We start from the raw sequence: 21,421 nt of genomic DNA, 5'->3' as shown, positions 1-21,421 counted from the left end.
GGGCGGTGTGGGTGCGGCTCTCAGCCCGCGCGTTGGCCAGGGCCATGGTGTCTGCCACGGTGTGGGCCCTGTGGACCGTGGTCTTCGTGACTGCGGGCGACCGCGGCCACCGCGTCCGACAGACGGTCCAGAACGGCCGCCGCCTGCTCCTCGCTGATCGTGAGCGGGGGAAGCAGCCGGACCACGGCCGAGTGGCGGCCGCCGAGTTCGACGATCAAGCCGCGCTGGAGGCACTCCCGCTGTACTGCCGCGGCGAGTTCGGGCGCGGCCGGATACGGGGTCTGGGCGGGCTCCAGACCCGTGGCCGCGGGGCGGTGGTCGAGGGGCTCGGATCCGGCGCGTGCCGGGTCCACCAGCTCGACCCCGATCATCAGTCCACGTCCCCGCACCTCGCCTACGCACGCGAACGTGTCGGCCAGTTCCCCGAGTTGGTTCAGCATGCGGGAGCCGAGGTCGGCCGCTCGTTCGACGAGGCCGTTCTCTCGCACATAGGTGAGGGTGGCGGTGCCCGCGGCCATGGCGAGCTGGTTGCCCCGGAAGGTTCCCGCGTGGGCGCCTGGTTGCCAGACGTCGAGATCGTCGCGATAGACGATCACGGCCAGTGGGAGGCTGCCGCCGATGGCCTTGGACAGGACCATCACGTCAGGGGTGATGCCGCTGTGGTCGACGGCCCAGAAGGCGCCCGTCCTGCCCACTCCGGTCTGGATCTCGTCGGCGATCAGTGGGATGGACCGGTCCGCCGTGAGCCGGCGCATACGGCGCAGCCAGTCGTCCGGGCCGGGAATCACCCCGCCCTCGCCCTGGACGGGTTCGAGGATCATCCCGGCGGGCAGGGGCACGCCCGACTTGGGATCGTCGAGGAGGGACTCGGTCCAGCGGGCGGCGAGTTCGGCGCCGCGCTGTCCGCCGACACCGAAAGGGCAGCGGTAGTCCTGCGGGTAGGGCAGACGGGCCACCTGGACCTCCCGGGCTCCGCCGGAGGCGGCCAGGGCGCCGGCGGTCATGCCGTGGTAGGCGCCGGTGAAGGCGAGGATGCCGGTGCGGCCGGTCGCGGCCCGGACCAGTTTGAGGGCGGCCTCGACGGCGTCGGTACCGGCCGGGCCGCAGAACTGGACGCGGGCGCGGTCGGCGAGGCCGGGCGGGAGGGTGCGGAACAGCTCGGTGATGAAGGCGTCCTTCACGGGGGTCGCCAGGTCGAGGACGGAGAGGGGAGCACCGGAGTCGAGGACCTTGCGGATGGCTTCCAGTACGACCGGATGGTTGTGACCGAGGGCGAGCGTTCCGGCGCCGGAGAGGCAGTCCAGATAGCGGCGGCCGTCGGCGCCCTCGATGGTGAGCCCTCGCGCCCGGACCGGGACGATGGGCAGGGCCCGGGCATAGGTGCGGGCCGAGGATTCACGCGCCGACTGGCGTCTGAGGATCCCCTCGTGCACAGCACGTTCTTCGCCGTGCATCCCTGCAGCCATCGACTCCGTAACGGCCACGGCTCGCTGTCCTCCCCGCTGTCCAGAGGCGAGTTGATCCGCGGGGACCGGGTACAGGCAGCTGGCCCCCCACCGCTACAACCGCGGACCGTTCGGCGAGTTACGGGTTGGCACAAGATCATTGCCAGGACGGGGCGGCGGCGGGCCCAGTGCGGTGTCACGGGAGGGCGGTCTGCCGGCGGAATGCATGGCTCCGTGCTGCGGCGCGGTCCGGGCGGTCGGACGGCCGGGAAACGCCGCCGGAGGGACACGGCAACGGGGAGAGCGGGTTCGGTGAGTGGACGTCAAATCGGCCGATCCACGGATGGTTGGCTGGTCAGACGGCTTGTAGCCGAACCGTTGCCGTTCCGTCGGAAGTCCCCCACAGCGAGCGCATAGTGTGTGATGCCGTTCCTAGACGGTCGTGAGGCCGGCATGAACTCCCCATGAGTTCTCGGCCGGTGGCACGGCCGAAGCGCCGAGTACCTTCACAGCAGGGGGAGTCACAGCATGCGATCCATACGGCCGTCGTTCACTGTTCGGCGAGGGAGGGGCGCCCGCCGTACCTCCCCCGTACTGGCGGCGGTCGCCCTCGCCTCGGCGCTGGCGCTGACCGCCACTGCCTGCAACGGCGACGACAAGGCCGACGACAAGCCGGCCGCCTCGGCGACCGCGGGCGGCACCGTCGACGGCAAGATCAGGATCCCGGACGACCTCAAGCAGAGGCTCAAGGAGCACGGGATCGACATCGACAAGTGGAAGAACGGCGCCTGGAAGAACTGGAACAAGGAAGACTGGCTGCGCGAGGCCAACGACTTCATCAACCCGATCATCAAGGGCCTGTGGGATCCCAACCGGATGCGCCACGCCAACGACCCGAACAAGGGTGTCAACGACAACGACATCTCCGGTGACCAGGGCGTGACGGACCCGACCCCGCAGCCGGTGAAGGCCCAGGCGGTCACGCCGCCGTACCACACCAACGCGGCCGCCTCGGGCAAGGTGTTCTTCGACTCCCCCGAGGGCCACATGGTGTGCTCGGGCACGGTCGTGGAGGACCCCGCGCACCCGGGTAAGTCCAACCTCGTCTGGACGGCGGGGCACTGTGTACACGCCGGCAAGAGCGGCGGCTGGTACCGCAACATGGCGTTCGTGCCGTCGTACAACAACTCCGGCAAGTCGGTCGCTCAGCTGCAGAACGCCAGCCGGTCCGAGATCGCCCCGTACGGTGTCTGGTGGGCCGATGCGGCGCGGACCTCGCAGCAGTGGATCGACCAGGGCGGTGAGACCGGCGGCAACGGTGCCCCTTACGACTTCGCGGTGATCCATGTGACGCCGGAGCAGGGCAACGGCGGCAAGTCGCTGGAGGAGACCGTCGGCGGGGCGCTGCCGGTGAACTTCAACGCTCCGGCGGTGCCGAAGGTCGCCGGTATCACGGCGTCCGGCTACCCGGAGGCGGCTCCGTTCGACGGTCAGCTGCTCTACCAGTGCAAGGACAAGCCGGGCCGGCTGTCCATCGACCAGTCGGCTCCGACGATGTACCGGATCGGCTGCACGATGACCGCGGGTTCCTCCGGCGGTGGCTGGGTGGAGACCGGTTCCGACGGTAAGCCGGCGCTGGTGTCCAACACCTCGATCGGTCCGGTGACGTCGGGCTGGCTCGCCGGGCCGCGGCTGGGGTCGGTGGCCAAGGGCGTGTACGAGTCGGTCAGCAAGAAGTTTGCCGGGCAGTAAGGACGGTTGCCTTCACCGTCTTCGCCGTAGGGGTGACTGAGCGCGGGCGGCTGACGGCCGTCGTGGGTGATTCGCACAGTTCCCCGCGCCCCTGACGCGGCGCGAAAGGCCCGCCCCCTGAAAAGGGAGCGGGCCTTTCGCATGGCCTTGGATCAGGCCGCGGACACCGGTGCGTACGGCGCCAGGTCCGCCGCCAGTTCCTCGTGCACCCGGACCTTGAGCAGGGTGCCCTCCGCGGTGTGCTCCTCGGAGATCACCTCGCCCTCGGTGTGGGCGCGGGCGACGAGCTTGCCGTGGGTGTACGGCACGAGCGCCTCGATCTCGACCGACGGGCGGGGCAGCTCGTTGTCGATCAGGCCGAGCAGTTTCTCGATGCCCCGTCCGGTACGTGCCGAGACGGCGATGGAGCGCTTCTCGACCCTGAGCAGCCGCTGGAGGACCAGCGGGTCTGCTGTGTCCGCCTTGTTGATCACGACGATCTCGGGCACGTCGGTGGCGCCGACGTCCCGGATCACTTCGCGCACGGCGGCGAGCTGCTCCTCAGGGTTCGGGTGCGAGCCGTCCACGACGTGCAGGATCAGGTCGGAGTCGCCGACCTCCTCCATGGTGGAGCGGAACGCCTCGACCAGGTGGTGCGGCAGATGACGGACGAATCCGACGGTGTCCGCCAGGGTGTACAGCCGGCCACTGGGGGTCTCGGCCCGGCGGACGGTCGGGTCCAGGGTCGCGAACAGGGCGTTCTCGACCAGGACGCCGGCGCCCGTGAGGCGGTTGAGCAGGGAGGACTTGCCGGCGTTGGTGTAGCCCGCGATGGCGACGGACGGCACCTTGTTGCGCCGGCGCTCCTGACGCTTGATCTCGCGACCGGTCTTCATGTCCGCGATCTCCCGGCGCATCTTCGCCATCTTCTCGCGGATCCGTCGCCGGTCCGTCTCGATCTTGGTCTCACCGGGGCCACGCGTGGCGAGGCCGCCGCGACCGCCACCCATCTGCCGGGACAGCGACTGACCCCACCCGCGCAGCCTGGGCAGCATGTACTGCATCTGCGCGAGCGCGACCTGCGCCTTGCCCTCTCGGGACTTGGCGTGCTGGGCGAAGATGTCCAGGATCAGGGCCGTACGGTCGATGACCTTGACCTTGACGACGTCCTCCAGCTGGATCAGCTGGCCAGGGCTCAGCTCACCGTCGCAGATGACCGTGTCGGCGCCCGTTTCGAGGACGATGTCGCGCAGCTCCTGGGCCTTGCCGGAGCCGATGTAGGTGGCCGCGTCGGGCTTGTCGCGGCGCTGGATCACACCGTCGAGCACGAGCGCGCCCGCGGTCTCCGCGAGGGCGGCCAGCTCCGCGAGGGAGTTCTCGGCGTCCTGAGCCGTGCCGGTGGTCCACACCCCGACGAGCACGACCCGCTCCAGGCGGAGCTGTCGGTACTCGACCTCGGTGACGTCCTCCAGCTCGGTGGACAGGCCCACCACACGGCGCAGCGCCGCGCGCTCGGAGCGGTCGAACTGGTCGCCGTCCCGCTCGCCGTCGATCTCGTAGCTCCAGGCGTCGTCCTCTTCCATCAGGGCATCGGCCCGAAGACCCTCGGGATAGGCGTACGCGAGGCGCTTGGTCTCCTGGGAAGGGGAAGAAGAGGAGGTCATTGGATCCTTACGTCGATGGATGCCGTTACGGCGTCGGTAACCGGTCCCACTGGACCGCGTCTATGTGGTCAACGTACGAATACCCCGGGAGATTCCCGTTGTCCCGTCTCGCGCCGACCCGATGATGGTCGCACGAGGCGGCCCGTCTCGTCACCGTGTTATCGCGCGCTCCGCGGTGCCACGGGCCCGGCGGTCTCGGTCGGTGCTTGCTGCTTCCACTCCGGGTGGCCGGGCATCGGCGGGGTCTTCTCGCCGTACAGCCAGTCCTTGAGGAAGCCGCTCAGGTCGCGACCGGAGACCGTCGAGGCCAGCTGGACGAAGTCGGCGGTGGTGGCGGTGGAGTCCCGGTGTGCGCGGACCCAGATCCGTTCCAGCCGCTCGAAAGCGGGCCGGCCGATCTTCTGGCGCAGGGCGTAGAGGACCAGCGCGGCGCCGTCGTACACGTTGGCGCGGAAAATGCCGATCTTCTGGCCGGGGGCGGGCGCCTTGGGTCGGGCGGGCGGGCCGCCGGCCTCGCGCCAGCGGTCGGAGGCGCTGTACGCGGCCTTCATCCGGTCCGCCATGGGCCGGTGCGCGGTCTCCTCGGCGTACAGCTCCTCGTACCAGGTGGCGTGCCCCTCGTTCAGCCAGACGTCGGACCAGGTGCCGGGGCTGACGCTGTCGCCGAACCACTGGTGGGACAGCTCGTGCACCATGATCGACTCGATGTACCACTTGGGGTAGGCGGGCTCGGTGAACAGGTTCTTCTCGAAGAGGGGGAGGGTCTGTGTCTCCAGTTCGAACCCGGTGGAGGCCTGTGCCATGAGCAGGCCGTACGTCTCGAAGGGGAACTTGCCGACCTTGCTCTCCAGCCAGGCGATCTGGCCGGGCGTCTTGGCGAGCCACGGTTCGAGGGCCTTGGCGTCGGAGCTGGGCACGACGTCGCGCATCGGCAGCCCGTGCGGTCCCTCACGGTGCAGCACGGCGGAACGGCCGATGGACACCTGGGCGAGTTCGGTCGCCATGGGGTGCTGGGTGCGGTAGGTCCAGGTGGTGGTACGGCCGACCCGGTCCGCTCCGGCCGGCAGACCGTTGGCCACGGCCGTGTAGCCGTTCGGGGCGGTGATGTGGAAGGTGAACATCGCCTTGTCGGACGGGTGGTCGTTGCACGGGAAGACCAGGTGGGCGGCGTCGGCCTGATTGGCCATGACGAGGCCGTCCTTGGTGCGCACCCAGCCGCCGTCCTGGTCCTTGGCGGAGACGGGATCGCTGGTGTGCTTCACGGTGATCCGGGTCCAGCTGCCCTTCGCGATGCCGTGGTCCGGGGTGACGACCAGGTCCTCGCCGGCGCCGGCGAAGGCCGCGGGTCGCCCGTCGACCTCGACGGATTGCACGGTGCCGTGCGTGAAGTCGAGGTTGATCCGGTCCAGGCCGGCGGTGGTCCAGGCGTCGATGGTGGTGACGGCCTGGAGAGGCTTGTCGTTGGTGCCGGGGTAGGTGATGGACAGGTCGTACGACGCCACGTCGTAGCCCGGGTTGCCCAGGTCCGGGTAGAGCCGGTCGCCGATGCCGAGGGGCTCGGCCGGGCCCGCGGCGGCGAGGAGGCAGACGGAGACGGCGGTGGCGAGCAGGGCCGCCTTCCGGTGCCGGGAGACCCGGGGCCGGGTCCGGGGCCGGGGCCGGGAATGTGGCCGGGATTCGGTCCCGGGCTGGGTCCGTGACTCGGAGCAGACACGCGGGCCGACGCGGGGGTTGAGCAGCATGCCCCACCGCTACCAGTGCGTTCCCGCGCTACGACGGCGACTCGCACCCGGCCCACCCGATCGGGTTCGGTTCCGAGGGCCTTCTGATCCAAGCGCGGCAGCCCATGATCCAACCCGGCGGGGCGGTCCCGTGCCGAGCACCCCCTCAGGCCCCGGCGCCCGCCGGTCCGGCTCGCCTCAGCCGCGTACGGCGGTCATCCCGGCGCTCCTCGGTCACACCCGCGCCCTCAGGAGCCCGGGGCCTGGTGCTGGGCGCGGGCCACGTCGTACACACCCGGGACGTCGCGCATGGCGCGCATCAGGGCCGGGAGGGCGGCCGCGTCGGGGAGCAGGAGAGTGTACGTGTGCCGTACTCGCTGCTGGCTGGGCGGTTCCACGGTCGCCGAGACGATGTCGACGCCCGTCGAGGAGATCGCCTCGGTGAGGTCGGCGAGCAGATGGGGGCGGCCGAACGATTCAGCGACCAAGGTGACCCGGCACTCGGTGGTGTCCCCCCAGCACACGCCGATCTCCGCGCGCCCCCTGCCCTTCATGTGCGCCACCGCGGCGCACTCCACCCGGTGCACGGTCACCACTCCCCCGCGTACCGCGAAGCCGGTGATCTCGTCGGGCGGCACGGGCGTACAGCACCGGGCGAGCCGTACGGAGGCCCCCGGCCGGTCCACGAGGACGTCGGCGCCGCGGGACCGGGTAGCGGGGGTGCCCTCGGCGGGTGCCGTGTCCACCGGGCGGGATGCGGCGGTGCTCGGGGGCGCATCGGCGCGCCGTGCGGGGGTCGTGCCCTCGGCCGTTTCGGCGCGGGTGCCGGTCATGTCCTCCGCACCGGCGCCGCCGCCGGGGTGCGTCGCCAGCCAGCGCTGGATGGCGATGCGGGCGGCCGGGGTGTGGGCGTGCTCCAGCCATTCCCGGGAGGGCTCGGAGGCCGGGTCCTGGCCCATGAGGAGCTGGACGGTGTCGCCGTCCTTCAGGACGGTGCTGAGGGTGGCCAGGCGGCCGTTGACACGGGCGCCGATACAGGCGTGCGCGTCCTCGCCGTACTGGGCGTACGCGGCGTCCACGCAGGTGGCGCCCTCGGGCAGGCCGAGTGTGCCGCCGTCGGGGCGGAAGACGGTGATCTCGCGGTCCTGGGCGAGGTCCTCACGCAGCGTGGACCAGAAGGTGTCGGGGTCGGGGGCGGCCTGCTGCCAGTCGAGGAGCCGGGAGAGCCAGCCGGGACGGGTGGGGTCGGCGCGCTCACCGTCGGCGGGGGCGTCGGGGGCGGAGGCGGCGGCGTCGGTGGCGGGGGCGTACGGGTTGCCGAGGGCGATGACGCCGGCCTCGGCGACCTTGTGCATCTGGTGGGTGCGGATGAGGACTTCGACGACCTGGGCGGCGATGGGCGTCCCCCCGGGCGAGTCGGTTCGAGTCTGGGGGAGGGCGACGGCGGTGTGCAGCGACTGGTACAGGTTGAACTTCGGTACGGCGATGAAGTCCTTGAACTCCGAGACGACCGGCGTCATGCATGTGTGCAGTTCGCCGAGGACGCCGTAACAGTCGGCGTCCTCGTTCACCAGCACGAGCAGGCGGCCGAAGTCGGTGCCGCGCAGCTGTCCGCGTTTGCGGGCCACGCGGTGGACGGAGACGAAGTGCCGTGGGCGGATGAGGACTTCGGCCTGGATGCCGGCCTCGCGCAGCACGCCGCGCATCTCGTCGGCGACCTCGGCGAGCGGGTCGTCGGGGCGGGCGGCGTTCTCGGCGATGAGTTGGCGTGTGTGCTCGTACTCCTCGGGGTGCAGGATGGCGAAGACCAGGTCCTCCATCTCGGTCTTCAGGGCCTGCACGCCGAGGCGTTCGGCGAGCGGGATGAGGACGTCGCGGGTGACCTTGGCGATCCGCGCCTGTTTCTCCGGGCGCATCACGCCGAGGGTGCGCATGTTGTGCAGACGGTCGGCGAGTTTGATCGACATCACGCGCACGTCGCTGCCGGTGGCGACGAGCATCTTGCGGAAGGTCTCCGGCTCGGCGGCGGCTCCGTAGTCGACCTTCTCCAGTTTCGTGACGCCGTCGACGAGATAACGGACCTCCTCGCCGAACTGTTCCCGTACCTGGTCGAGCGTCACATCGGTGTCCTCGACGGTGTCGTGGAGCAGGGAGGCCGTCAAGGTCGTGGTCTCGGCGCCCAGTTCGGCAAGGATCAGCGTCACGGCGAGCGGATGGGTGATGTACGGCTCGCCGCTCTTGCGCATCTGGCCGCGGTGCGAGGACTCCGCGAGGACGTAGGCGCGGCGCAGCGGGTCGAGGTCCGCGTCGGGGTGATGGGCGCGGTGCGCCTCCACGACATGGCTGATGGCGTCGGGCAGCTTGCCGCGCACCGCGGGGCCGAGCAGCGCGGCCCGGCCGAGCCTGCGCAGGTCGATCCGGGGCCGGGACTTCCTGCGGTCCGCCCTGGGCACCGCGGGGGCGGTGGCCGCCGCGGACGCGGTGGGCGCTACCGGGCCAGGGGTCGCAGGGTTTGTGGCCTCCGCACTCATGGGCACCTCCGGCTCGTGGACCGGCGGACGGAGGCCCCAGGGCGTAGCGGCTCAGGGATGGCGACGTTCCCCCGTCCGTGCCGGTGCTTGATGCTATCGAGCCCACCACGCGCGACAGACCGCCTCTCGCCGAGCGTGAAACGGATCACCCATTCGAGCGATGAAAAGGAGGTTTAGGGTTTGCGCCAACCATCTTGGTCTCGACCGCCGTTTCGAACGCCCCGGCGCCCCGGAAACCGCTGATCCGGGAGCCGCGGGACGTCCTCCTCGCGCTGACGCCGGGTCAGCGGAGGGTGTTTTCCAGCCATCCGGCGTCGATCTCGCCCTCGGCGACGATCACGGCGGGTCCGGTCATCTCGATCTCACCGTCGGGCCGCTCGGTGACGACCAGACGGCCGCCGGGGAGGTCGACGGTGTACGTGGCCGGGGTGCCGGTGACGGCCGGGTCGGCCCCGTCGCGCCGGGCGGCGGCCACGGCGACGGCGCACGCGCCCGTGCCGCACGAGCGGGTCTCGCCGGAGCCGCGCTCGTGCACGCGCATGGCGACGTGGCCGGGGCCTCGGTCGACGACGAACTCGACGTTGACCCCGTCGGGGTAGGTTGCGGCCGGGCTGAACGGCGGCGGGTCGTACAGGTTGCCGGCCTGCGCGAGGTCGTCGACGAAGGCGACCGCGTGCGGGTTGCCCATGTTCACGTTGCGCGCGGGCCAGCTGTGCTCGCCGACGCTCACCGTGACCTCGCCCTCGGGCAGGCGGGCGCGGCCCATGCCGACGGTGATGTCCCCGTCCTTCGCGATGTGGACGGTCTTCACGCCCGCGCGCGTGGCGATCGCGAGGTCGCCCTCGCCCACATGTCCGGCGTGCTGGAGGTAGCGCGCGAACACACGAACTCCATTGCCGCACATCTCGGCGACCGAGCCGTCGCCGTTGCGGTAGTCCATGAACCACTCGGCCTCGGCCGCCATCGCCTCGGCCTCCGGGTGCGCGGCCGAGCGCACCACGTGCAGCACCCCGTCACCGCCGATGCCGGCCCGGCGGTCGCACAGGGCGGCGACGGCGGCCGGGCTCAGGTCGAGGGCGTTCTCCGGGTCCGGGACGATCACGAAGTCGTTCTCGGTGCCGTGACCCTTGAGGAAGGCGATTCGCGTGCGCGTGCTCATTCCTCGATCGTACGGGAGCGCTCCGCTGGGTTGGCCGAAGGAGGCAGGGGGTGGTGCAGGGTCACGCGAGGCTGCGGGCCGGTGGGGGCCCGTGCAGTTCCCCGCGCCCTTCTGGGTCGCGCCTCAGCGGAGCCTTGCCACGCGCCAGACCGCCAGGACCACGACCACTGCCACCAGGAGGACGTATCCCAGTACCACCCGCCAGTCCGGGCGGTGGTCCGAGCCCCGTGGCGGGAGGCCGGGCCAGGTGTAGCCCACGCGGCGGGCGGCCATCATGCCCCAGCCGGCGGCGCAGGAGCAGATCAGCAGGCCGAGCATGGCGATGACGGCGCCGCTGTCGCCGAAGTCGAAGGCGAGCGGGAAGGCGAACATCAGGGAGCCGACGGCGGACAGTCCCACGATGGGAGCGAGCTGCCAGAGGCGGAGCCTGCGCTGCGGGCGCAGCTCGACCTCGACCTCCGGACCGCCCGGGTACATCTCCTCGGGTTCCGGCCCGTCGTCGGTCACGCCGTCCGGCGTCTCGTCGAGGCCGTCGTCGGTCAGCCGGTCCGCGGTGAGCCGATCCTCGGCGAGGCGATCATCGGCAAGCCGGGCGCCGACGAGCCGGTCGTCGGTGAGGCGGTCGTCGACGAGCCCGTCATCGGGGAGCGAGTCCTCCGCCGGCCGGCCTTCGGCGTCCGCCTGCAGGTCCGCGGTGTGACGGCCCTCGGGCAGCCGGTGACCGGCCAGGCGGTCTCCGTTCAGACGCTCTTCGGTCAGACGGTCCTCGCCCAGGCAGTCGTCAGCCAGACGCCCGCCCGGAGCCGGTTCGTCACCGGCAGTGGTGACCTGCTCGGCACTCTGTGCGGTGTCGCGAGGGCCGGCCTCCATCGCCACGCGCCCTCCCAACTAGGCTCCACTTGGTCGATCGAAGCTCGATGATGGCACGGCGCCGAAGGCCGCGAAGACCGGCGGCGCATCCCGATGCCATGACGTGATCAGGCTGTAACCGGTCGTTCGACCAACGCCAGGGCCTGGTGCGGAAGTTCCCCGCGGTCGGCCACGGCCCCACTCAACCAGTGCACCCGGGGATCGCGCCTGAACCACGAATCCTGACGGCGCGCGAAGCGCTTGGTCGCGCGTACGGTCTCGGCCCGGGCTTCCGCTTCGGTGCACTCCCCGGCCAGCGCCGCGAGCACCTGCTGGTAACCCAGCGCACGCGACGCCGTGCGCCCCTCGCGCAACCCCTCCGCCTCCAGTGCGCGCACCTCGTCCACGAGACCCGCCTCCCACATCCGGTCGACCCGGCGCGTGATGCGCTCGTCCAGTTCCGGGCGAGCCACGTCGACTCCGATCTGGACGGTGTCGTACACGGAGTCGTGGCCCGGCAGGTTGGCGGTGAAGGGCCTGCCGGTGATCTCGATCACTTCCAGCGCCCGGACGATACGGCGGCCGTTGCTGGGCAGGATCGCGCGGGCGGCCTCCGGGTCGGCGGCGGCCAGCCGGGCGTGCAGCGCGCCCGGGCCACGCAGGGCCAGCTCCTCCTCCAGGCGGGCGCGGACGTCGGGGTCGGTGCCGGGGAACTCCAGGTTGTCGACGGCCCCGCGGACGTACAGGCCGGAACCGCCGACCAGGATCGGCCAGCGGCCCTCGGCGAGCAGTGCGTCGATCCGGGCGCGGGCCAGTTTCTGGTACTCGGCGACGGAGGCGGTCACCGTCACGTCCCAGATGTCCATCAGGTGGTGCGGGATGCCGCCGCGCTCCTCGGGCGTCAGCTTCGCGGTGCCGATGTCCATCCCTCGGTACAGCTGCATGGAGTCCGCGTTGACGACCTCCCCGCCGAGCTGTTGGGCCAGGAAAACACCGAGATCGGACTTTCCGGCCGCGGTGGGTCCGACGACGGCGATGACACGGGGGGTGGAGGGTGCACGGCTCACCGCACCAGTCTCGCAAACCTCCAGGCCGTGCCTCGAACGAGTTACGTGACGGGTGGGGTCCCGGGTCGTTGCCCGTGGCGGATACCGCCATCCGGATCACCGGAGGCGGTGACCCGGGCGGCGCAACCGTACGCACCGGGTAACGCGGGAATTCGCCCGCACGAGTACCGTATGGAGTGGATATGGGCGTTTTTGCTCGATTCTTCGGAAAGTCGAAGACGACTCCGGAGACCTCGGCCGCCGAGGCACCGGCCGGTGCGGAGCCGGAAGGAGCCGAGGCGGAGGAAGCGGAGTCGGCGGAGGCCAGGACGGCCGGGTCTGCGGAGGCGACGGGGTCGGCCGGGGACGGGAGCGAGGACGTGGCGACGCGGTCGGACGACGCCGTGGACGACGCGTCCGACGGCTCCGGCATCCCCAAGCAGCAGTCCGCCGAGGAGGCCGCCGACAACGAGGCCGGCGAGGGCGCCCGCAGGTAACTCCCCCGCGAGGGAAGGTGGACCATGGGTCTGTTGGACAACATGAAGGCCAAGCTCGGCCCGGCCAGGGACAAGGTGTCGGACCTCGCGCGACAGCACGGGGACAAGGTCCAGCACGGTATCGACAAGGCCGCGAAGGCCGTGGACGACCGGACCAAGCACAAGTACAGCGACAAGATCCACGCGGGCACCGGCAAGGCCAAGCACGCGGTCGACCGACTCGCGCACAAGGAAGGTCACGGCCCGGAGAGGACCGGCGGCAATCCGACGACCCCCACCCGGCCCGCCCGGCCGGAGGGCCCGCCACCGGCTTCCTGAGCCTGAACGGAGGCGCACGAGCCTCCTGAACGGGCGTGCGGCCGCACGGCGGGCGGCTCGGCGGACGGTCGTGGAGCACAACCGCTCCCGGCCGTCCGCCGGTCCGCGTACACCGGAGTCCCCCAGGACCGGGTGGCCACCGAGCCGCACTAGGACCAGGTGGCCACCACATATCCCACGCCGTACGGCGCGTCCTCGTACAGCAGAGCGCCGCCGAGGCCCACGCCCTCGGCGGCGCCGGCCAGTACCTGCCAGGGGGCCCGGCCGGAAGCCTTCAGTTCCTGGGCCAGCTCGGCGTCCAGCGCCTGGACGGCCGCCACGTCCGCCGCGCCCAGCGCCCGGGCGACCTCCGCGTCGAAGGGTGCCGCCCGCTCGTCCAGGTAACCCGGCGCCTTGACGGTGCGGCAGGCGCTGGCGTCTCCCATCACCAGCAGCGCCACCCGCCCGGCCTTGGCGCCGATCTCCCTTCCGGCTTCGATGCACCGCTCGGGCGCGAGTGGTTCCCCGACACCGAGTCCCTCGATCGGGGCCTCCGCCCAGCCGGTCCGCTCCAGCAGCCAGGCGCCGACGGCCAGCGACGGCGGCAGCTCGCGCGCGCAGACGGCCTCCTCGGCGGGGCCCAGACGGACCTCCACGTCGACGCCGAAGCCGCGGAAGGACCCGGGAGTGCCCTGCGGAAACGATCCGCGCCCGCTCTGCTCGGCGGGGCCGACGACCACCAGGAGGTCCGGGCGGGCGGCGGCGAGCACACCGAGCGCGTCGGCGCAGGCCGCGCGCGCGGCATCCATTTCGTGAGCGGCGCCCGCGGCCACCTCGGGCACGAGCAGCGGAGGGCAGGGACAGACTGCGGCGGCGACAAGCATGATCGGCAGGGTACGCCGTACGGCAGCCGCCGGCCCGAGTCAGTCCTCGATGGGCACGTCGGTCAGGTCGATCTCTGTCATGGCGGGCCCTCAGTCGCAGCCGCAGCCGCTTCCCGTGGCGACCGGCAGCTGCTCCGGCACCCCGATCTTCGGCAGGCCCAGCATGACGCCGGCCGGCTTGGCGGCCTCGGCGGCGTTGCGCTTCTCCCAGGCGTCCCCCGCGCGCGTGCGGCGCACATCGAGGACGGGGCCCTCGGCGAGGAGGTGGTGCGGAGCGGCGTAGGTCACCTCGACGGTGACCACGTCACCGGGGCGGACCTCCTGCTCCGGCTTGGTGAAGTGGACGAGGCGGTTGTCGGGGGCGCGGCCGGAGAGCCGGTGCGTGGCGCCGTCCTTGCGGCCCTCACCCTCGGCGACCATCAGCTCCAGCGTGCGGCCGACCTGCTTCTTGTTCTCCTCCCAGGAGATCTCCTCCTGGAGGGCGACGAGCCGCTCGTAGCGCGCCTGGACGACATCCTTGGGGATCTGGTTCTCCATGGTCGCGGCCGGGGTGCCCGGGCGCTTGGAGTACTGGAAGGTGAAAGCCTGTGCGAAGCGCGCCTCACGGACCACGTGCAGGGTCTGCTCGAAGTCCTCCTCGGTCTCGCCGGGGAAGCCCACGATGATGTCGGTGGTGATCGCGGCGTGCGGGATGGCGGCCCGCACCTTCTCGATGATCCCGAGGTAACGCTCCTGGCGGTAGGAGCGGCGCATCGCCTTCAGCACGGTGTCCGAGCCGGACTGCAGCGGCATGTGCAGCTGCGGCATCACGTTCGGCGTCTCGGCCATGGCGGCGATGACGTCGTCGGTGAAGTCACGGGGGTGCGGGGAGGTGAAGCGGACCCGCTCCAGGCCCTCGATCTTCCCGCAGGCGCGCAGCAGCTTGCTGAAGGCCTCGCGGTCGCCGATGTCGGAGCCGTACGCGTTGACGTTCTGGCCCAGCAGCGTGATCTCGGAGACACCCTCGGTGACCAGCGCCTCCACCTCGGCGAGGATGTCGCCGGGCCGGCGGTCCTTCTCCTTGCCGCGCAGGGCCGGGACGATACAGAAGGTACAGGTGTTGTTGCAGCCGACGGAGATCGACACCCAGGCCGCGTAGGCGCTCTCGCGCCGGGTGGGCAGCGTGGAGGGGAAGGCCTCCAGCGCCTCGGCGATCTCGACCTGCGCCTCCTCCTGCACGCGGGCGCGCTCCAGCAGGACCGGCAGCTTGCCGATGTTGTGCGTGCCGAAGACGACGTCCACCCAGGGCGCCTTCTTCACGATGGTGTCGCGGTCCTTCTGCGCGAGGCAGCCGCCGACCGCGATCTGCATGCCGGGCCGCGAGGCCTTCTTGGGCGCGAGCCGGCCGAGGTTGCCGTACAGCCGGTTGTCGGCGTTCTCCCGTACGGCGCAGGTGTTGAACACGACGACGTCCGCGTCCCCGTCGGACCCCTCGGGGGCCCGCACATACCCGGCGTCTTCGAGCAGGCCGGCCAACCGCTCGGAATCGTGGACGTTCATCTGGCACCCGTAAGTGCGCACTTCATAGGTCTTGGGTGCGTGAACGTCCACTGCGGGGCTCCGGTCGCTGCTGCTGGTCATGCGTAAAGGGTAGGCCGTCCCCGGAGAACCCTGTCCTCCGCCGTCGGGAGGTCGGAGTGAACGAAGTCGCCGAGGCACCGCCGGCTCGGGTACGCGCGGCGTGGGCACGTCGGGCGGCCGCCATGAGCGCCGAGGACGCGTACGCCGTCAACGATCGGGTTTCCGGTTCCGCTGTCTCCTTCGGCACGGGCCGACCGGCCCTGACGTCGGCGCGGTCGGCCCGTGGATCATTCCCTTCCGGCACGGCGGCCCCTTCGGCAGGGCCGCTCGCGGGCGGCGGACGGCCGGGACGCGACAACCCACCGGGGGACCTGCCTGCAGCAGCGGCACGGCCGTCGAGGTTCTGCGGCCCGTTGGAGCCGGCCGAACGGCACCGCACGAGGAGGCCTCATGACCCCGATGCCCTCCGCACCCGGTTGGCCCGCGCGCATGGTCGAGCTGAGCCACGACGAGGCTCTTGCGCTCCTGGGCACCCGTACAGCTCGGGCGGGTGGCCTTCACCGAGCAGGCGCTGCCCGCGATCCGGCCCGTGAAGCACCTCGTGGACGAAGGCGACATCATGGTGCGCACGCACGGCGGCTCCGCCCTGCTGGGGCGTGCGCCGCGGTCCGAGGTGGTGGCGTACGAGGCCGACGAGATCGACGCGGCGACGCGGACCCGGGTGGAGCGCCCTGGTCACCGGCACCGCGACCCGGGTTGCGGATCCAGTGGCACTCGCCCGGTTCGAGCGTCTGCTCATGCCGTGGGTCGAGGCCGCCGGAGATGGGGGCAGGTGGTGCAGTCCGAGAAGAGATCGTCAGCGGCTACCGGCTGGTGGAAGCCGCGAGATCCTGACGCCGCGCGGGTCGTGGGCGGGAGCGGCCGGCGATCGGAGTCCGGCTCGCGCCGGGGACACGGATAACCGGTGTCGCATCCCCTGATGCCCTGTGAGGATGCGTCCATGATCTCCTTCTCACCCGTGCCCCCGGTCGTTCCCGCAGGCCGGATGGCCCAGCTCCCGCAGCCGGTGCTCGGTCTGTCCCAGGGCCTGGAGCTGCGGCCGTGGCATCTCGACGACGCCGATGTCCTGGTGACCGCCGGCCAGGACCCGGCCATCAGGAAGTGGAACCGCCTGAACGTGGAGTCACCGGAGGGCGCGCGCCGGCGGATCGAGCGCATGCACCGGCGCTGGCAGACCGAGGAGGCCGCGATCTGGGCCATCGCCCGAGTGGACGGCGGCGAGGCCCTGGGCCTGATCGGATGGGGGGACATCAACCTCGCCGACGGCAACGCCGAGATCCTCTACTGGATCCTGCCCGCCGCACGAGGCGGCGGTGTCGTCGCCGAAGCGACCCGGCGTGTCAGCCGGTGGGCCCTCGACGAGCTGGGGCTGCACCGGCTCCGCCTGTGCCACTCGACCGCGAACCCCGCCTCCTGCCGCGTGGCGGAGAAGGCCGGCTACTCCTACGAGGGCACCCAGCGCAGCGCACTGCTGCACGAGGACGGATGGCACGACGAGCATCTGCATGCCCTGGTGCAGGGAGACATCGGCTGAGCCGTCAGAGGTCGTTGCCGGCGCAGGAGAGGTTGAAGCTCCGCGGGCACCGGGGCACCGTCAGGTCCACCGGTACGACGTCACGGACGGAGGCGGCCGTCGCTACGACGGCGGCCTCCCCTCGCCCTGCGCGGCCTGCAGGTCGGCGAGGAGTTCGGCCTGGCCGGCCAGCACGCCGGACAGGATCGTGCGGGCCACGCGCAGCAGTTCGGTGACGTGCGGGCTGGTGAGCGAGTAGTACACGGTCGAGCCCTCCTTGCGGGTCTTGACCAGGTTGGCCCGCCGCAGCACGGCGAGCTGCTGCGAGAGGTGCGCGGGCTCGATGCCCACCTCGGGCAGCATCTCCGCGACCGCGTGCTCGCGCTCGCTCAGCAGCTCCAGGACGCGGATGCGGGCCGGGTGACCGAGCGTCTTGAAGAACTCGGCCTTCAGCTGGTACAGCGGCGTACTCACCTGGCCGTCCCCTCCCCGGTACAGCGGCACGGCCCCACCGGCCGGGCCTCCGCCCATCGCATCCACCCACTCGTCACGAACATGCTGACCATCCTCGCCTGCGGACGCGGCCAAGCCGAATCCGCGGGTGAGGACGAGGACCGCGCACGTGAAACCGCCCGGGACATCGTCCCGGGCGGTCAGCACTGCGAGGTGTCGGGTCAGGCCTTCTTGACCACGCTGGACTTGAGCTGCATGGCGCCGAACCCGTCGACCTTGCAGTCGATGTCGTGGCCGTCCACGCCGTCGACAAGGCGGATGTTGCGCACCTTGGTACCCGCCTTGATCCCGGTCGGGCTGCCCTTGACCTTGAGCGTCCTGACCACCGTCACGGTGTCACCGTCGGCGAGCACGTTGCCCACCGCGTCCCTGATCACCTTGGCCCCGGCATCGCCTGCGGATTCCGCGGAGGGCGACCATTCGTGCCCGCACTCGGGGCAGACCAGGAGCGTACCCATCTCATAGGTGTACGCGCCGGAGCATTCGGGGCAGGGGGGAAGGTTGTCACTCATGGCACAAGGGTCTTTCAGTCAGTGAGCCGATAGGTGGGTCAGGCAGGGGTCAGGCGGGCCAGCCGTCGGTGCGCCACGCCTGCTGCCCCTCCTCGGGGACCGATGGGTGCCGGGCGTGGGCGGCGAGGGCGGCGGCCAGGTCGCAGTGGACGCGGATGTCCGGGCAGTCGCCGGTCGGGACCAGCGAGCCGTCGGCGGGGATGGCGGCCAGTTCCAGGCTACGGCCCGCCCCGGTGAGGCGGCGTGCGGCCTCGGTGATGGCCAGCTGGCCTTCGGCGGACCAGCTGAGCAGGTCGGTCAGGTCGAGGATGACCGGTCCGGTGCCGCGGGCGACTACCCAGCCGACCGCGCCACCGAAGCGACGGACCGCCTCCGGGCCCAGATATCCGGCGACGGAGAGGATGCCGAGATCCTGCTCGATGGTGTAGCGCCACTCGATGGTCATGGGGGAACTTCCTTGCGGTGCGTCCCGTTGGGTTCATGCGGCCCGTTGGGTTCAGAGGGGGAGGGTGATCCAGATGCTCTTGCCGCGTCCGTCGGCGTCCGCGCGGACGACCGCGGTGGCGCCGAGTTCCTGGGTCAGCTCCATGACGGTGGCCAGTCCGCCGGTCCCGCCGCCGAGGGCGCCGTGCAGCGGAGGCTGGTAGGGGTGACGGTCGTGGACGGCGAAGGCCAGACAGTCCGGGCCCGCGGCGTAGATCACGGTGAGCTGCGGCGAGAGGTCGGCGGCGTGCCGGACGCTGTTGGTCACCAGCTCGCCAAGGATCAGCAAGGCCGGGTCCACGGCGGGGTGGCGCAGGCCGATCCCCCATTCCACAAGGGCCTGTTCGGCCGTCTCGCGAGCCATACGCACGGCGGCCGGCGTGGTCGGCACGGTGAGCACATGCCGGTGGGGAAGGGCTTCCCGTCGCATGGACCTCACTCATGCCTCCATGCGGGCGAGGCGGAAACCGGTGACGGTCTTGGGCTGCAGGCGCAGCAGGATGTCGTGCGGACCGTGCGTCCAGCCGGACAGGGTGCGCAGGTAGTGAGCGGCCTCGTCGGGATCCGTGATCACCTCGGCCGGACCGGACACGGTGACTGTCCAGCCGGTGCCGGTCACCGTGCGGATCTCGTCCACGTGGTACGTCGCCGTCGCGGGCACCGCCGTGGCCGGGGCCGGAGTACGGACGACAAGTCGGCCGTACTCCCACACATGCCGGGCGGGCCGCACCACGGTCACGTCCCGCTGCACGTACACCAGCCGTCCCAGACTGCTGCCCTCCAGAAGCCAGAGGGTCTCCGCGCCGGAGACCTCGACCATGCGGAGGGGGACGGGGGGAGTGCTCATCGCAGGGCTTCCTCGCTGGAGGTTCGGGGCTCTTGGTGGGGAGGTGCGGGCAGGAGTCCGGCCAGGTGCAGGTGGTCGCGAGCGCCCCGGATCGCCTCCGGGGTGGTGGCGTAGTCACGGCCGTCGTGCCGCAGCAGCTCCAGCGCGCCGACGGAGTCCAGCACCTGGCGCTGGCCAGGGCGTATCCCGGAGGCCAGGACGAGGATGCCGCGGCGCGTCAGCTTCTCCGCCGCGTCCTTGAGGACCAGCGCCCCGGTGGCGTCCATGGTCGACACCCGCGACATGCGCAGGATGACGACCCGGACGTCGGCCACTTCGGTCAGCTCCAGCAGGAAGCGGTGCGCGGCGGCGAAGAACAGCGGCCCGTCGATGCGGTACGCGACGATGTGCTCGGCCAGCAGAGCGTGCTCTTCGGCACTGTGATCGCCCCGGTCGAGGGGCACCTGGTCGAAGCGGGCCTGCTTGGCCACGGCGCGCAGGGCCAGGGCGCCCGCCACGACCAGGCCGATGATCACGGCGTAGACGAGGTCCAGGGCGAGGGTCGCCACGGCGGTGAGGACGAGAATCAGCGCGTCCGAGCGGGTCGCCTTCGCCATCGCCCACAGTGAGCCGACCTCGACCATCCGGATCGCGGTGGCGAGCAGCACACCGGCCAGGGCGGCCAGCGGAATCTTCGAGACAAGGGGCGCCGCCGCGAAGACGATCAAGGCGAGGACCGCGGCGTGGGTGAGGGCGGCCAGCCGGGAGCCTGCGCCGGTGCGGACATTGACCGCGGTGCGGGCGATCGCACCGGTCGCGGGGACTCCGCCGAAGAGCGGAGCGGCGATATTGGCAAGCCCCTGCCCGAACAGCTCCCGGTCCGGATCGTGCTTCTGCCCCACCGTCATCCCGTCCGCGACCGAGGCGGACAGCAGGGACTCCAGGGCCGCGAGCGCCGCCACGGCCACAGCCGGACCGAGCAGGGTGCCGAGCGAACCGAGGTCCAGGAAACCGAGGGACGGCGCGGGCAGCCCGGACGGCAGGTCGCCGATCGGCTTCGCCGCGTCAAGCCCCGCGGACTGGGACACGACGGTCGCCGCGATGACCGCGAGGATGGAGAACGGGACGGCCGGCCGCCAGCGGGCGCCGATCAGCATGACCGCGGCCACCGACCCGGCGAATCCGACCGCCGTCCAGTTCGGATGCCGCGCGAACTCTTCGACGGCCCGCCAGGTCACCACCAGCACGCGGTCGCCCTCGGGCTTGGGCACGCCGAGCGCGTTCGGGACCTGCTGAAGCCCGATCACGCAGGCGATGCCGAGAGTGAAGCCCTCGACCACGGGTGCGGGCACGTACTGCATGTACTTGCCGGCCCGCAGCACGGCCAAGGCCACGAGCATGAGGCCCGCCATCAGCCCGACGGTCAGTACGCCGCTCGGCCCGTACTTGCCGACGATCGGCACGAGTACCACGGTCATGGCTCCGGTGGGCCCGGACACCTGGAGGTTGGACCCGCCGAACAGAGCGGCGAGCGCGCCGGCGACCACGGCGGTCGCCAGGCCCGCCTCAGCACCGAGACCGGAGGAGACGCCGAAGCCGAGCGCGAGCGGCAGAGCCACGATCGCCACGGTGAGGCCGGCCAGCAGGTCCCGCCGGGGGTCGCGCCGCATGTCCGCGAGGTCGGCGCCGGCGGGGAGGAGTGCGGTGAACCGGGCCTTCACCCGGCTGATGCCGGAAGTCATCGCGCGGCGACCTCGGCGTCCCGCAGCTCGGCCAGCAGTTCGCTACGGCCGGCGAGCATCTCGGTCAGGATCCGGCGTGCGGCCTTCATCAGGTCGGCGACGTCCCCTCCGGCCAGTTCGTAGACGACGGTCGATCCCTCCCGGGTGGCGGTGACGATCCCGGACCGGCGCAGCACCGCCAGTTGCTGGGACAGGCTCGACGGTTCCACCTCGATGGCGGCCAGCAGGTCCCGCACCGGCTTCGGTCCGTCCTGCAGCAGCTCCAGCACCCGGATCCGTACGGGATGCCCCAGCATCCGGAAGAACTCGGCCTTGGCCTGGTACAGCGGAACGGACACGAGCCCTCGGCTTCCCTACGACGCCCCCCGGATGGGGGACAGTAAACAAA

21 protein-coding genes are annotated in these 21,421 nt (G+C 71.4%); 5 read left to right on the top strand and 16 right to left on the bottom strand.

The window, feature by feature from the left end; all coding sequences use genetic code 11:
* Positions 1-20 precede the first annotated feature (20 nt).
* On the bottom strand, positions 21-1,466 hold the full coding sequence (locus tag ACZ418_RS28615) for a diaminobutyrate--2-oxoglutarate transaminase family protein (protein ID WP_468368499.1): 1,446 nt from the start codon (positions 1,464-1,466) through the stop codon (positions 21-23).
* Positions 1,467-1,973: 507 nt separating this feature from the next.
* On the opposite strand from ACZ418_RS28615, the gene ACZ418_RS28610 reads away from it, so the two are divergent.
* Positions 1,974-3,197 carry a trypsin-like serine peptidase gene (locus ACZ418_RS28610; protein ID WP_468368496.1) on the top strand — a complete coding sequence of 408 codons (1,224 nt, stop codon included), beginning with the start codon at positions 1,974-1,976 and terminating at the stop codon, positions 3,195-3,197.
* Between the two features lie 152 nt (positions 3,198-3,349).
* Here the strand turns inward: ACZ418_RS28610 and hflX are convergent, their stop codons facing one another.
* The 6 genes from hflX to miaA form a co-directional block, all read right to left on the bottom strand.
* A complete protein-coding gene (gene hflX / locus ACZ418_RS28605) occupies positions 3,350-4,840 on the bottom strand; it encodes a GTPase HflX (RefSeq protein ID WP_468368494.1) in 1,491 nt (496 codons plus the stop codon).
* A gap of 158 nt (positions 4,841-4,998) precedes the next feature.
* The gene (locus ACZ418_RS28600; RefSeq protein WP_468368491.1) at positions 4,999-6,582 is read right to left on the bottom strand and encodes a M1 family metallopeptidase; all 1,584 of its coding nucleotides are present in this window, start codon (positions 6,580-6,582) and stop codon (positions 4,999-5,001) included.
* Between the two features lie 227 nt (positions 6,583-6,809).
* Positions 6,810-9,092 carry a RelA/SpoT family protein gene (locus ACZ418_RS28595; RefSeq protein WP_468368488.1) on the bottom strand — a complete coding sequence of 761 codons (2,283 nt, stop codon included), beginning with the start codon at positions 9,090-9,092 and terminating at the stop codon, positions 6,810-6,812.
* A 283-nt stretch (positions 9,093-9,375) separates the two neighbouring features.
* On the bottom strand, positions 9,376-10,251 hold the full coding sequence (gene dapF, locus ACZ418_RS28590) for a diaminopimelate epimerase (protein ID WP_468368486.1): 876 nt from the start codon (positions 10,249-10,251) through the stop codon (positions 9,376-9,378).
* Positions 10,252-10,374: 123 nt separating this feature from the next.
* Complete coding sequence (locus tag ACZ418_RS28585; RefSeq protein ID WP_468368938.1) at positions 10,375-10,938, bottom strand: hypothetical protein; 564 nt, start codon at positions 10,936-10,938, stop codon at positions 10,375-10,377.
* Between the two features lie 290 nt (positions 10,939-11,228).
* Positions 11,229-12,167, bottom strand: coding sequence for a tRNA (adenosine(37)-N6)-dimethylallyltransferase MiaA (gene miaA, locus ACZ418_RS28580; protein WP_468368484.1), 939 nt, complete (start codon positions 12,165-12,167; stop codon positions 11,229-11,231).
* A 182-nt stretch (positions 12,168-12,349) separates the two neighbouring features.
* Here miaA and ACZ418_RS28575 point away from each other — a divergent pair, with 182 nt between their 5' ends.
* Together ACZ418_RS28575 and ACZ418_RS28570 are read left to right on the top strand one after the other, a co-directional pair.
* Complete coding sequence (locus ACZ418_RS28575; RefSeq protein WP_468368481.1) at positions 12,350-12,643, top strand: hypothetical protein; 294 nt, start codon at positions 12,350-12,352, stop codon at positions 12,641-12,643.
* A 24-nt stretch (positions 12,644-12,667) separates the two neighbouring features.
* Positions 12,668-12,961 carry an antitoxin gene (locus tag ACZ418_RS28570; RefSeq protein WP_468368479.1) on the top strand — a complete coding sequence of 98 codons (294 nt, stop codon included), beginning with the start codon at positions 12,668-12,670 and terminating at the stop codon, positions 12,959-12,961.
* A 149-nt stretch (positions 12,962-13,110) separates the two neighbouring features.
* Here ACZ418_RS28570 and ACZ418_RS28565 read toward each other — a convergent pair whose 3' ends face one another.
* Together ACZ418_RS28565 and miaB are read right to left on the bottom strand one after the other, a co-directional pair.
* Positions 13,111-13,824, bottom strand: a complete 714-nt coding sequence (locus ACZ418_RS28565; RefSeq protein WP_468368476.1) for a class III extradiol dioxygenase subunit B-like domain-containing protein — start codon at positions 13,822-13,824, stop codon at positions 13,111-13,113.
* 90 nt (positions 13,825-13,914) lie between these two features.
* On the bottom strand, positions 13,915-15,444 hold the full coding sequence (gene miaB, locus ACZ418_RS28560) for a tRNA (N6-isopentenyl adenosine(37)-C2)-methylthiotransferase MiaB (RefSeq protein ID WP_468368473.1): 1,530 nt from the start codon (positions 15,442-15,444) through the stop codon (positions 13,915-13,917).
* Positions 15,445-15,934: 490 nt separating this feature from the next.
* Between miaB and ACZ418_RS28555 the strand changes: the two genes are divergently transcribed.
* Positions 15,935-16,345 carry a pyridoxamine 5'-phosphate oxidase family protein gene (locus ACZ418_RS28555; RefSeq protein ID WP_468368470.1) on the top strand — a complete coding sequence of 137 codons (411 nt, stop codon included), beginning with the start codon at positions 15,935-15,937 and terminating at the stop codon, positions 16,343-16,345.
* A gap of 39 nt (positions 16,346-16,384) precedes the next feature.
* The gene (locus ACZ418_RS28550; protein ID WP_468368467.1) at positions 16,385-16,978 is read left to right on the top strand and encodes a GNAT family N-acetyltransferase; all 594 of its coding nucleotides are present in this window, start codon (positions 16,385-16,387) and stop codon (positions 16,976-16,978) included.
* Between the two features lie 102 nt (positions 16,979-17,080).
* Here the strand turns inward: ACZ418_RS28550 and ACZ418_RS28545 are convergent, their stop codons facing one another.
* The 7 genes from ACZ418_RS28545 to ACZ418_RS28515 all read right to left on the bottom strand — a co-directional run bounded on the left by ACZ418_RS28545 (position 17,081) and on the right by ACZ418_RS28515 (position 21,371).
* Entirely contained in the window at positions 17,081-17,431 is a 351-nt protein-coding gene (locus ACZ418_RS28545; RefSeq protein ID WP_468368465.1) for an ArsR/SmtB family transcription factor, read from the bottom strand.
* Between the two features lie 200 nt (positions 17,432-17,631).
* On the bottom strand, positions 17,632-17,982 hold the full coding sequence (locus ACZ418_RS28540; protein WP_468368462.1) for a zinc ribbon domain-containing protein YjdM: 351 nt from the start codon (positions 17,980-17,982) through the stop codon (positions 17,632-17,634).
* A 49-nt stretch (positions 17,983-18,031) separates the two neighbouring features.
* Positions 18,032-18,427 carry an STAS domain-containing protein gene (locus tag ACZ418_RS28535; RefSeq protein ID WP_468368459.1) on the bottom strand — a complete coding sequence of 132 codons (396 nt, stop codon included), beginning with the start codon at positions 18,425-18,427 and terminating at the stop codon, positions 18,032-18,034.
* A gap of 51 nt (positions 18,428-18,478) precedes the next feature.
* Positions 18,479-18,895 carry an ATP-binding protein gene (locus tag ACZ418_RS28530; protein ID WP_468368457.1) on the bottom strand — a complete coding sequence of 139 codons (417 nt, stop codon included), beginning with the start codon at positions 18,893-18,895 and terminating at the stop codon, positions 18,479-18,481.
* Positions 18,896-18,904: 9 nt separating this feature from the next.
* Positions 18,905-19,312, bottom strand: coding sequence for a pyridoxamine 5'-phosphate oxidase family protein (locus ACZ418_RS28525; protein WP_468368455.1), 408 nt, complete (start codon positions 19,310-19,312; stop codon positions 18,905-18,907).
* Positions 19,309-21,033 (bottom strand): SulP family inorganic anion transporter, encoded by a 1,725-nt coding sequence (locus ACZ418_RS28520; protein ID WP_468368453.1) that lies wholly within the window; start codon positions 21,031-21,033, stop codon positions 19,309-19,311. Before ACZ418_RS28520 ends, ACZ418_RS28525 begins: the two co-directional genes overlap by 4 nt.
* Positions 21,030-21,371: an ArsR/SmtB family transcription factor gene (locus ACZ418_RS28515; protein ID WP_468368450.1), complete on the bottom strand. Its 342-nt coding sequence runs from the start codon at positions 21,369-21,371 to the stop codon at positions 21,030-21,032. Before ACZ418_RS28515 ends, ACZ418_RS28520 begins: the two co-directional genes overlap by 4 nt.
* Positions 21,372-21,421 lie beyond the last annotated feature (50 nt).

The organism is Streptomyces sp. NPDC030820, assembly GCF_055572075.1.
The sequence above is the reverse complement of the archived record's forward strand: the minus strand, read 5'-3'. Positions and strand labels throughout refer to the sequence as shown.